Annotated in this window: 1 protein-coding gene; it reads left to right on the top strand. The window is 53.7% G+C overall.

Translation table 11 applies throughout. The features are described from left to right. The first annotated feature begins 15 nt into the window (after positions 1 to 15). Positions 16 to 12885 carry a non-ribosomal peptide synthetase gene (locus OCU60_RS15795; RefSeq protein WP_261854730.1) on the top strand — a complete coding sequence of 4290 codons (12870 nt, stop codon included), beginning with the start codon at positions 16 to 18 and terminating at the stop codon, positions 12883 to 12885.

The raw sequence follows: 12885 nt of genomic DNA, 5'->3' as shown, positions 1-12885 counted from the left end.
TGGGAGTCATACACCATGAGTACAAATGATGATTTGGGTGCATCGATGAATAACTTGTCTGGCGATGATGTCGTCAAATTATTTGAGCTGGCAAAAGCAAGAGGCCTGAAACGGAAAAAGAAAGAAAAGCCCGCAGCCATTGAACCTGTATCCCGCTCTCCGGAAGGAGAGCCTTTAGCGCTGGCACAACGACGGATCTGGTTTCTGTCTGAAATGGAGCCGAGTGCATCCGATGCCTATATTATTAACGGTTCGTTTCGGCTGAAAGGTCAGTTGAATATCGACATATTACGACAAACACTGGATCAGATGGTCTCCCGCCATGAAGCCCTCAGAACCGTTTTTATCACACGGGACGGACAACCATTACAACGGATTATGCCTGCGGATACAGGTTTTTTACTCGAAGAGATCAATCTTGATCAAGTCGATCAGCTGGATCTCTCTGAACCCTATCTGCCCCATTTCGATCTATCGGCAGGGCCACTGGTCAGAGCCGAACTGGTACATGTTCAACACCATGAATTCGTGCTGCGCGTCGCGCTGCACCATGCCATTGCCGATGGTTGGTCGATGAGTGTATTTATCCGCGAAGTCGGTACCTTGTATGCCGCACTGTGTCAGGGGCAAAATAACCCACTGCCAGACTTACCGATTCAGTTTGCCGATTATGCCCACTGGCAGCAATCTTTCGCTGAGTCTGTGATTCCCCGTCAACGAGACTACTGGGTCGGGCAACTGAAAGATGCACCGGAGCATCTGGCGCTTAAAACCGACTTCCCTCGTCCGTCGGTGCAAGACCATGCCGGTGACAGTGTGAATTTTACTTTGGACCGCACGTTAACGGCTGCGTTGAAAGCATTAGGGCAGCGCCATGATACCACGCTGTTTATGACCCTGTTTGCCAGTTGGGCGACATTGGTGAGTCGTCTGGCCAGTCAGGATGATGTGGTGATCGGTGCACCGGTCGCCGGACGAAATCGTGCTGAGTTGGAAGGTTTGATCGGGATGTTTGTCAATACGCAGGCGTTGCGGGTTGATTTAAGTCAACAACCCAACACATCCGAGTTACTGGCACAAGTGAAAGCAACGGCACTGGCAGCCCAGTCCAATCAGGATATTCCGTTTGAACAGGTGGTTGAGGCGGTGCTGACGAACCGTAACCCAGCGTATACACCGTTATTTCAGGTCATCTTTGCTCTCCAAAATCTGCCGGACTCAACCTTGAGTCTTCCCGGTATCTCTTTATCTCCGGAAGAAGAACCGTTTAAAACGGCTAAATTTGATTTGAGCCTATTACTCAGCGAATCGGGTGACACCCTATCTGGTTATCTGAATTATGCGACTGCCTTGTTTGAAAAAACGACGGTTGAGCGCTATCTCGGCTATTGGATCCGTTTACTGCAAGGCATGGTTGAACAGCCTGCATTACCAGTGACCGCATTGCCGATTCTTGATGAGGATGAATTTCAAACCGTCATCCACCAATACAACCAGACCCGCTACGATTATCCCGCGGATGCAGGAATTCATACGCTGTTTACGCAACGGGTCAGTGCATCTCCTGATGCGACAGCCGTGGTGACGGATGATGGCGTTCTGACATACGCAGCGCTGGAGACACGCGCCAATGCGCTGGCCTATCGACTGCAAACTCTTGGTGTTCAACCGGGGCAACGCGTCGCGATCATGCTGCCTCGCTCTGCGGCATTGATTCAGGCGGAACTGGCGATTGCTAAAGTCGGCGGGGTATATGTACCGCTCGATCCGGCGGCCCCGACCGACCGACTGGACTATGTCCTGGACAATAGCGGTGCGACCGTTCTGATTGCAGAACCCGGTACTGCAGTAGACTACCCGTCACTGCATGTCTTAGAAATGGATCGTTCGCTGGTCAATGAGACTCGTGATGAGGCCGTTTCTGTGTCAGTCAGCGGTGACAGCCCTGCCTATGTGATGTATACCTCAGGTTCGACCGGTCAGCCGAAAGGGGTTGTTGTCCCTCACCGAGGTATTGCGCGATTGGCGATCAACAATGGCTATTTGACGGTTCAGCCCTCTGATCGTTTTTCGTTTGCGGCCAATCCGGCATTTGATGCAACCACCTTTGAAGTGTGGGCCCCGTTACTCAATGGTGCTGCGGTGGTCGTAATTGAGCAAGACACATTACTGAGCGTCCAAGCCTTCGCCCAAGCGCTGGTTCAGCATCAGGTCAGTATTCTGTGGCTGACGGTCGGCTTGTTCAATCAGTATGCGCAAGGCTTGAAATCCGTATTACCCAACCAGCGTTATCTGTTGGTCGGCGGTGATGCGCTTGACCCGGCAGTCATCCGGCAGGTGCTGTCTGAGAGTGCGCCACAACATGTGCTGAACTGCTATGGCCCGACAGAAACCACCACATTTGCTTTAACCCATGAAGTCACCTCAGTCGGTGAGGAAGCAGTGAGTATTCCGCTGGGTCGTCCGATAGGCAATACCCAAGTGTATCTGTTGAACAGTCAGGGGCAGCCAGTGCCACAAGGCGTGGTCGGTGAGCTGCATATTAGTGGTGACGGGGTCGCGTTGGGGTATCTCAATCAAAATGAGTTGACCGCAGAGCGGTTTGTCCCGGACCCGTATGCATCGGCAGCGAATGCGCGGATGTACCGGACGGGAGACCTTGGTTATTTACGCGCAGACGGAACAATCGAGTTTGTTGGCCGGAATGACTTTCAGGTCAAGATTCGTGGATTTCGCATCGAATTGGGTGAAATCGAAGTGGCATTGCTTGCAAGTGGTGCCGATAGTGCGGTCGTACTTGCCCAGGGTGAAGATGCCGGGGCGAAACGTTTAGTGGCTTATTTTACCACCCAAGATCAGCACGTAACGGCAGCCGAACTGAAATCGAGATTAGCTGAGCGTTTGCCTGATTACATGGTGCCGAAAGCCTATGTTGCACTGGATCGCATGCCGTTGAATGCCAACGGTAAAGTTGACCGCAAGGCACTGCCGGAACCCGATGAAAGCGCTTTTGTCCGTCAGGAGTTCACCGCACCAGAAGGTGTCGTTGAATCGATTTTAGCTGATATCTGGTCCGCGTTACTCGGTGTTGAACAAGTGGGCCGGGATGATAACTTCTTTGAACTCGGTGGTCAGTCATTACTGGCTGTGCAAATGATCGAACGGTTACGTCAGCAGGGCTATCAGATGGTGATCCGGGATCTGTTTGCCCGGCCGACTTTGGCGGCTCTGGCTGAAACACTGGTGGCTCATACTACGAACCCGCCGAACGAGATTCCGCCGAATTTGATTCCGGTGGATTGTCAGCATATTACACCGGAGATGTTACCATTGGTGACGCTGACCCAGCCAGAAATCGAACGGATCAGTCAGACCGTTGTTGGCGGTGCGGCGAATATTCAAGATATTTATCCGCTGGCGCCACTCCAAGAGGGGATCTTATTCCACCATCTACTGGCCGAACAAGGCGACCCGTACATTACCCGATTTATTCAGAGTTTCAGGCGTGAAGCAGAAATCGAGACGTTTATAAGCGCACTTCAGCATGTGGTGCAGCGGCATGATATTTTACGGACTGCCGTGGTTTGGGATGGATTGAATACTCCTGTCCAAGTGGTATGGCGCGAAGCGCCTGTCGTGTTGAAAACACTTCAGGCTTCTCAGCTTGAACACGTTGAACAGACGGGTGATGTGGCTGATGCGCTGAGTCGTCATTTTGACCCGACCCGGACGCGGATGGATACCCAGCATGCCCCCATGATTGAAATCTACAAAGTCGCAGATCCGGCGCAAGATCGCTGGCTGTTATGCTTTTTATTCCATCATCTGTGTAATGATCACACCACGCTGGAATTACTGGTTGAAGAGGTACAGTCTTACATGACGGGGCAGGAGGCTACGCTGCCCAAGCCGCTACCGTTCCGTAACTTTGTCGCGCAAACTACCCTGAATCAATCCGGCCGCGATGAACAGTTACGATATTTCCAGGCATTGTTGGGCGACCTTGATGAGCCGTGTGTGCCATTTGGATTACAGACACAGAGTGAACTGACGGAAGGCGTACATGTCGCGATTGAGCCGCATCTGGCGGAGCAGGTGCGAGTACTGGCTCGTCAGAAAGGTCTGAGCCCTGCCGCTTTATTCCATCTTGCCTGGGGACTGGTGGTTCGTATGGCTACGGGGCAGGACGATGTCGTCTTCGGTACGGTACTGTTCGGTCGGATGGCTGGCGGTGAAGGGGCTGATCGCGTGCTGGGAATGTTCCTTAATACGCTACCATTACGGATCTCTTTTGCCGGGGCATCGGTAGCGTCAGCACTGGCTCAGACCCAACAACGATTGGGTGAGTTGCTGGAACATGAACATACGTCATTGGCTTTGGCGCAACAATGTAGCGGTTTGAGCAATCAGACGCCATTATTCAGTTCGCTCCTCAACTACCGCTATCAAGGCGGCAGTGCTCAGCACACTGAGGAGAGTGATGCGCTGGGAACCGTGGTCTTTGCCGCTGAAAATACCAACTACCCATTGACCGTGGCGGTGAATGACATTGTCAATGGTGGGTTTTCGTTAGATATCCATGTCAGCCGGAGTATCGGTGGCGAGCGAATTGGTGCCATGATCGTGACGGCACTGAATGGGGTTGTGAGCACGCTGATGACACCGGCCGATACCTCAATTGACACATTGGATCTTTTGCCTGTTGATGAACGAGACAATGTGCTGAGCCGCTTTAACCAGACCGCAATGCCATATTCTGAGCAAGCGTGTCTGCACCAGTTATTTGCCGCACAAGCCGCGCAGACGCCTGATGCCACCGCCGTGGTCTCGGGGGATGATTCTCTGAGTTATGCTGCGCTGAATACACAGGCCAATCAGTTAGCCCATCGCCTGATTGCACTCGGTGTGACACCGGGCAGTTATGTCGCTGTCATGGTTGAGCGCAGCTGTGCCATGGTCACGACCTTGCTGGCAACTCTCAAAGCGGGCGGTGCATACGTTCCGCTAGACCCGTTATTCCCGTCCGAGCGACTGCAATATATGGTGGCTGACAGTCGTCCGGTGGTTCTGATCACCGACGGCACGGTTGATGTGGCGCAGACATTTGGAGAGCAGGCTGCTCAGTTGCAGGTGCTTGACCTCAATCATGAATCGCTGACGGATGAGCTGGTGGTGAACCCCGAGGTTGCAACCCTGAGCAGCGAGCATCTGGCTTATGTGATTTATACCTCCGGCTCGACCGGACAACCCAAAGGCGTGATGGTACCGCACCGCGCGGTAGTCAACTTTCTGACCAGTCAGCAGCATCAACATCAGGTGAATGGCGATGACCGCTTACTGGCGGTGACGACCATTTCCTTCGATATTCATGTGCTTGAAATCTATCTGCCGCTGGTCAGTGGTGCTGCGCTGCACTTAGCCGATAAAGCATTATCACGCGATGGTGAAGCGCTGGCGGCTTACCTTGATAACCAAGCCATTACCCTGTTTCAGGCGACCCCGGCGACATGGAAACTTTTGCTGGCAGCAGGTTGGCAAGGCTCGCCCCGGTTAAGCGGACTGATAGGGGGGGAATCCTTCTCGAAAGTGTTGGCGGATGAGATTCTTGGTCGCGTCGGTCGTTTGTGGAATATGTATGGTCCGACCGAGACGACAGTCTGGTCAGCGACGCATCCTCTGAGTCTGCGTGATGAGGGCGTACTGATTGGCAAACCGATAGACAATACCCGGATTTATATTCTGGATGATGCGCACCAGCCGGTGCCGGTCGGTGTGAGTGGTGAGATTTACATTGCCGGTGCCGGGGTGACGAGCGGGTATCTCAACCGCGATGATTTGACCGCAGAGCGGTTTATCCCGGACCCGTTTACCGCTGAATCCGGTGCGTTGATGTATCAAACCGGTGACTTGGGCCGGTGGGACAGTGACGGTCGGATTAGCTGTTTAGGTCGGTGTGATTTTCAGGTCAAAATCCGGGGATTCCGAATCGAGCTGGGTGAAATTGAGTCCCTGATGCAGGGATATACCGGAATTGCAGATGCAGTGGTTGCCGCGCCTGAGATGGCGGACGGAGAGCCACGGTTGGTGGGTTATTATGTGGCGGCAGATGCAGCGCAGTCCGGTGAGTCTCTGGTGGACGGGTTAAAGGCCGAGTTACGGTGTCGTCTGCCGGATTACATGGTGCCGGGGATTTATATTGCGTTGGATGCTTTTCCGTTAACGCCGAATGGCAAGGTTGACCGGAAGGCTTTACCGGCAGTTGATGCAAGTGACTTACCGCAACGGGCTTATGAGCCGCCACAGGGCGATGTGGAAGTCCAACTGGCTGAGATTTGGTCGGGTCTGTTGGGTGTGACGCAAGTCGGGCGTCATGATGACTTCTTTGAACTGGGCGGGCACTCATTAATCGCTATTCAGCTCGTGTCCCGGATCCGAGTTGCACTTGGGCTTGAGCTCTCGCTGACCACGCTATTTGCTCATCCGGTACTGTCTGAGCTGGCTGCCACGTTGCAAGACAGTCACCTTGCGTCACAGCAGCGCCTCCCAGCGATTATGCCACTCTCCGATCAGCAAACACCTCCATTATCGTTGGCACAACAACGGTTATGGTTCTTGTCACAGATGAATCCTGCGGCATCATCGGCTTATATCATTGCCGGCGGAACCAGACTGCGCGGACGATTGAACGTTGAAGCTCTTCAACAGGCGCTGGATCGTATTGTCGCCCGGCATGAAATTCTACGCACACATTTCACGGAATGTGACGGGCTGGCAACTCAGGTCGTCGCATCTGAAACGGTTGGCTTTCCTCTGATGATGGCAACGCAAACGGACGTCCCGTTCCAACCACAATTCAGTCTCGAGAGCGGGCGTTTACTTCAAGGGCAGTTGATTCGTGTCAGTGATGAGGAGCATTGGCTGAGAATTGCGATGCATCACATCATCTCCGATGGCTGGTCGGTCAACGTGTTCATCCGTGAGTTGGGAGAATTGTATAACGCGTTTACCCAAGGTGATGCGGATCCGCTGCCGCCGCTAACCATTCAGTATGGCGATTTTGCCGCATGGCAACAGCGCTACCTGCAAGGGGAAATTCTGCAACAGCAACAAGCTTATTGGACGCAACAGTTGCAAGGCATTCCTGAATGTCTGACCTTGCCGACTGATCGTATCAGACCGGCTTATCAGTCCTATGACGGTGCTGTCATTCCTGTACAGCTTGATCAGACCATCACTGACGGGCTGAGAGATTTAAGCCGTCGTCAGGGGTGTACCCTTTACATGACCTTATTAGCCAGTTGGTCAGCCTTGATGGGACGTCTTGCCAGTCAGGATGATGTGGTGATCGGCTCTCCGGTTGCTGGGCGTACCAGTGCTGAGGTTGAACCTTTGATCGGCATGTTCGTCAATACGCAAGCGATCCGAGTTGATCTGTCTGATCATCTGAACACGATTGATCTGCTGAAACAGGTCAAAGCGACCACGCTGGCGGCACAAATGCATCAGGACATTCCGTTTGAGCAGGTGGTCGAGTCGGTCGCGCCAACGAGAAATATGTCTCATCCGCCATTGTTCCAAGTGATGCTGAGTTTGCAAAATACACCTCAAGCAGCGCAGGCACTGTCTGGTGTCACACTTTCTTTATTGGAAACCGAGCGTCGGACCGCGCAGTTTGATTTGACGCTGGATCTTTTTGAAACGGATGGTCAGCTCACCGGGACACTGAACTATGCCACTGCTCTGTTTGATACCGTCACGGTTCAACGCTATCTCGGATACTGGCAAGCTCTGCTACAGCAGATGGTGTCGGCCCCCACGCAAGCGGTTGGCTCACTGCATATCCTCCCGGATACTGAACGCGACCTTGTCCTCAACCAGTTCAACCAGACCCAAACCACATTCCCTGATACATCATGCCTGCATACCCTGATTGAAGCGCAGGTTGCCCGCACCCCAGAAGCAACCGCGGTGGTGTTTGCAGACCAGTCACTCAGCTATGCCGAACTCAATGCGCAAGCAAACCAACTGGCACACTGGCTGATTGAACAAGGCGTGCGTCCGGATAGCCGGGTGGCGGTCTGTCTGGAAAGAAGCTGCGAGCTGGTGGTGTCTTTGCTGGCGATTCTCAAAGCGGGCGGTGCGTATGTCCCGCTGGACCCGGGCTATCCGAGTGAGCGACTGACATATATGTTATCTGACAGTGCGCCGGTCGCCCTGTTGACCAGCGGGCATTTAGTTGAGTGTCTGGGCGAAATCCCCGCGACAACCCGGTTGGTGGATTTAGCGTCACCGGTACAGCCATGGGTGGATAGTCCACAGACCAATCCGGTGGTGGCAGCGCTGACCAACCGTCATCTGGCATACATCATTTACACCTCGGGCTCGACCGGCTTACCGAAAGGGGTGATGAACGAGCACCGCGGGGTGGTCAATCGTCTGCACTGGATGCAACACGACTACGGTTTTGGTCCGGATGATGTGGTGCTCCAGAAAACCCCGTTCAGTTTTGATGTGTCGGTGTGGGAGTTCTTCTGTCCGCTATGGTCAGGGGCCACGTTACTGATGGCTAAGCCGGAAGGTCACAAAGACCCGGATTACTTAATCAGTCTAATGACCACCCAAGGGGTAACTATCGTGCACTTTGTCCCCCCAATGTTGCAGAGTTTCCTTGAGGTGGTCCGCCCTGATGATTGTCCGAGCCTGCGCTTGGTGTTCTGTAGTGGTGAAGCGCTACCGGCGGAAGCGATACGCAAGAGCTATGCGCGCTTACCGCAAATAGAATTACATAACCTGTATGGCCCGACGGAAGCGGCTGTCGATGTAACGGCATGGCACTGTCCACGCCAGCTTGAGGGAGACCGGGTTTCAATCGGTCGTCCGGTTGCCAATACGCAGATGTATGTGCTGGATAGTGACGGTCATCCGGTTCCGGTGGGTGTTGAAGGCGAGTTATACATTGGTGGTGTTCAGGTGGCGCGGGGGTATCTTAACCGCGATGAACTGACGGCGGAGCGGTTTGTTGCCAACCCGTATGCCAGTGATGAAAGCACTCATCCGGTGATGTACCGCACCGGTGATGTCGGTTGCTGGTTAGCTGACGGCACGATTGAGTATCGGGGCCGCAATGATGACCAGGTGAAAATCCGCGGCTTCCGCATCGAGCTGGGTGAAATCAGCTCAGCGCTACAAGGTTGTACCGGTGTACAGGATGGTGTGGTGGTTGCGCGAGCATTCGGTGGCAGCGCTGATAAACAGTTAGTCGGTTACTACACCGCGATTGATACGCATGCGGTGCCGGATGTCGCGACACTGAAGGCAGAGTTGACGGCACGCTTACCGGCGCACATGGTACCGGCGGTGTATGTGGTGATTGATACGATGCCATTGACCCCGAACGGTAAAGTGAACCGTAAGGCATTACCGGAGCCGGATATCAGTGCAGTGGTACGGCATGAATATCAAGCGCCGGTGGGTGATGCGGAGCAACAACTGGCAGAGATTTGGTCAGCGCTGCTGGGTGTTGACCAAGTGGGTCGTGCCGACAACTTCTTTGAGTTGGGCGGACACTCCTTACTGGCGGTGCGGATGGTGTCACGGGTACGTGAGCAACTGGGCCGAGAATTATCACTAACGACACTCTTCTCTCAGTCGACATTACATGAAGTTGCTGCGCTGCTTGAGGATGCACAAGGTTCAACTTTACCTGCGATTACCCCATTGCCGGAAGGGCAAGCAATTCCATTGTCACTGGCACAAAAACGGTTGTGGTTCTTATCTCAGATGGATGCACAAGCCACAGCGGCTTATACCGTGCCGAGAAGTGTGCGGCTGCAAGGCAAGTTAGATGTCGATGCATTACAACGGGCACTGGATCAGATCGTTGCCCGACATGCTGCATTGCGGACTCATTTTGCTCGGGTTGCAGATGAGCCGATACAAGTAGTGAAAGCTCCGAGTGTCGGGTTTCCGTTAACCTACCTTGACGGGGAAGGCGTGATGGATGAACTTGCGCCACTGTCGCCAACCTTTGATCTCTCTCAGGGCCCATTGATTCAGGGGCAATTAATTCGCGTATCAGAACGTGAGCATTGGTTACGGATTGTCATGCACCATATGATTACCGATGGCTGGTCGATGGGGATCTTTAATCGCGAGCTGGCTGCACTCTATACCGCTCACTGCAATGGTCAGGCTGATCCGCTGTCGCCACTGACGATCCAGTATGGTGACTACGCTGCATGGCAGCAGACGCATATACAGGGCGAGGTGTTGCAACGCCAGCAACAGTATTGGCATGAGCAGTTACGTGATATTCCGGATTGTCTGACATTGCCGACGGATCGTCCTCGCCCGGCGCATCAAGACTACAGCGGTGCAAGTTTGCCGATCTCAGTCAGTCGCGAACTGACCGAGCAACTGCGGCAATTGAGTCAACGCAGTGGTTGTACGCTCTACATGACGTTACTGGCCGGATGGTCCGTGGCGATGGGGCGTCTCTCCGGTCAGAACGATATCGTGATTGGTTCTCCGATTGCCGGACGAACCCAGAGTGATGTGGAAGGCTTGATCGGGATGTTTGTCAACAGTATGGCGATGCGGGTTCAGTTGACCGAAGGGCTCAACACTCAAGAGTTGCTCGCGCAAGTCAAAGAGACTGCACTGGCAGCGCAAGCGAATCAGGATATGCCGTTCGAACAAGTGGTTGAAACCGTTGCACCGGTGCGCAGTTTGTCTCATGCACCGATTTTTCAAGTGATGTTCGCGTTGCAAAATACGCCGACGGAGCAGATACAACTCCCTGATTTAACACTGGAAGCATTAGACAGTGAACTCTCAACGGCCCAGTTTGACCTGAGTCTTGAAATTCATGAACACGACGGTGGTCTCCATGGTTATCTGACCTATGCGAGCGCGTTGTTTGAGCCGGAAACCGTGCAGCGTTATCTCAGCTACTGGATCACCTTGTTAGAAGGCATGGTCCGTCAGCCTGAGTTACCGGTGGACGCACTGCCGATGCTGACGGACAGTGAGCAGCAGCATGTGCTGCAACACTTCAATCAAACCGACTATGGATATCCGTCCGATTGTGGGGTTCATACGCTGTTCAGCCAACAGGCGAGCACTTCACCGGATGCCATCGCAGTCATCACCGAAGCAGGTGAATGGCGTTATGGCGTGTTAGAGGGAAGCGCCAATGCACTGGCGCACCGGTTACAAACACTGGGTGTGACACCCGGTCAGCGGGTTGCAGTGCGATTGCCGCGTTCAGCCGCGTTGGTGGTGGCAGAGCTGGCGATTTTAAAATGTGGTGGTGTGTATGTGCCGCTCGACCCGGCAGCCCCTGACGAACGTCAGCGTTATGTTCTGGATGATTGTGGTGCCAGTGTGTTGCTGACTGAGTCGGAAACGACATCAGATAGCTTGTCACTCAAAGTTTTGACGCTGAGTGAATCACTGCTGAACGAACATCGCAAAGAAGTGGTGTCGGTTGCGGTGCAAGGTGACTCACCGGCCTATGTGATGTACACCTCGGGCTCAACCGGTCAGCCTAAAGGTGTGGTGGTACCACATCGGGCAATCGCAAGGCTGGTACTGAACAACGGCTATATGGCGGTGCAATCATCAGACCGGGTGGCGCTGGCAGCCAACCCGGCATTTGATGCGACCACGTTAGAAGTATGGGCCCCGTTACTCAATGGTGCCGCGGTGGTGGTGATTGAGCAAGAGACCTTATTGAACGTCCAGGCCTTCGGCCAAGCGTTAACTCAGCATCAGGTCAGTATTCTGTGGCTGACGGTCGGGTTGTTCAATCAGTATGCACAAGGCCTGAAACCCGTATTACCCAACCTGCGTTATTTGTTGGTCGGCGGTGATGCGCTTGACCCGGCGGTGATTCGTCGGGTGCTGTCAGAGAGTGCGCCAGCGCATCTTCTCAATGGTTATGGCCCGACAGAAACCACGACATTCGCGTTAACCCATGAAATCAAGGCGGTTGATGAGGGTGCAGTGAGTATTCCGCTGGGCCGTCCGATAGGTCATACCCAAGTGTATTTACTTAACAGTCACGGTCAGCCGGTGCCGCAAGGTGTGGTGGGTGAGCTGTATATCGGTGGTGACGGGGTCGCATTGGGATATCTCAATCAAGATGCGCTGACCGCAGAGCGGTTTGTCCCGGACCCATATGCATCGACAGCGAATGCGCGGATGTACCGGACGGGAGACTTGGGTTATTTACGCGCAGACGGAACGATTGAGTTCGTCGGCCGCAATGACTTTCAGGTCAAGGTGCGAGGCTTCCGTATCGAGCTGGGCGAGATAGAGTCGGCGTTAGTGTCGAGTGGCGTGGCTTCGGCGGTGGTGATAGCCACGGGTGATTCTGCGTCCAAACGGTTGGTGGCTTACTTCACCCAAGGTGATGAAGGACTGACAGCGAGTGAGCTGAAATCACGCTTAGCGGCATGTTTACCGAGTTACATGGTGCCGGCGGCTTATGTTGCACTGGCCGAGATGCCGCTGACGGCGAACGGTAAGGTCGACCGCAAAGCCCTGCCGGAGCCGGATGAAGCGGCGTTTGTCGTACGGCAATACGAAGCACCGAAAAATGCGATGGAGACGACGCTGGCTGACATTTGGCGCCAGTTACTCAATGTTGAACGAGTGGGACGTCAGGATGACTTCTTTGAATTAGGGGGACACTCATTATTGGCGGTCCGGCTGATTTCAGAAATACAGCACCGCCTCCATATTGAAGTGACGATTACGGAACTTTTTGAGCACTCAGTGCTATCTGCGTTAGCGATGAAGCTGGCTTACATCAAACTTTCTGCTTTTGCATCACAGGATATTGAAAATATGGCGCAGCGTTTAGCCAAAGGAAAGAAATAA

The sequence above is a fragment of the Vibrio spartinae genome, assembly GCF_024347135.1.
In the GTDB taxonomy this organism is placed as follows: Bacteria; Pseudomonadota; Gammaproteobacteria; order Enterobacterales; family Vibrionaceae; genus Vibrio; species Vibrio spartinae.
This window is presented reverse-complemented; position numbering and strand designations above follow the sequence as displayed.